The 310-nt window shown below is 73.5% G+C and carries 1 protein-coding gene; it reads left to right on the top strand.

Annotated elements, in window-relative coordinates; all coding sequences use genetic code 11:
* Positions 1-172 (top strand): DNA glycosylase AlkZ-like family protein (locus J7E22_RS18455; RefSeq protein ID WP_214982904.1); only part of this gene is annotated, 172 nt, incomplete at its 5' end.
* Positions 173-310 lie beyond the last annotated feature (138 nt).

Below are 310 nucleotides of genomic sequence, written 5' to 3'. Positions count from 1 at the left end.
CGTCCGTGGCCGTGTCGTCGGGACCTGGACCCGAACCGAGCGCACCCGCGGCGTCCAGGTGACCGTGCGGCCGTTCGTGCCCCTCGACGCTGGCGGTACCCGTGCCCTCGAGGCCGCCGCCGACCGCGTCGCCACGTTCCTCCGGTCCCCGGTCAGCTTCACGGTGGCCTGACGTCGCGGTGCCCTGGCGCTGCGTGCCCTGGCGCGGCGGGACTGACACGCCTCTGTTTCCGCGAGACACCGCCTCCCGACTGAGACGGTCCCGAATCCCGCGGCGTCTCGAAGTCTTGGCGGCGTCTCCCGAAGACGC

The organism is Curtobacterium sp. ISL-83, from assembly GCF_018613895.1.
GTDB lineage: Bacteria > Actinomycetota > Actinomycetes > Actinomycetales > Microbacteriaceae > Curtobacterium.
This window is presented reverse-complemented; position numbering and strand designations above follow the sequence as displayed.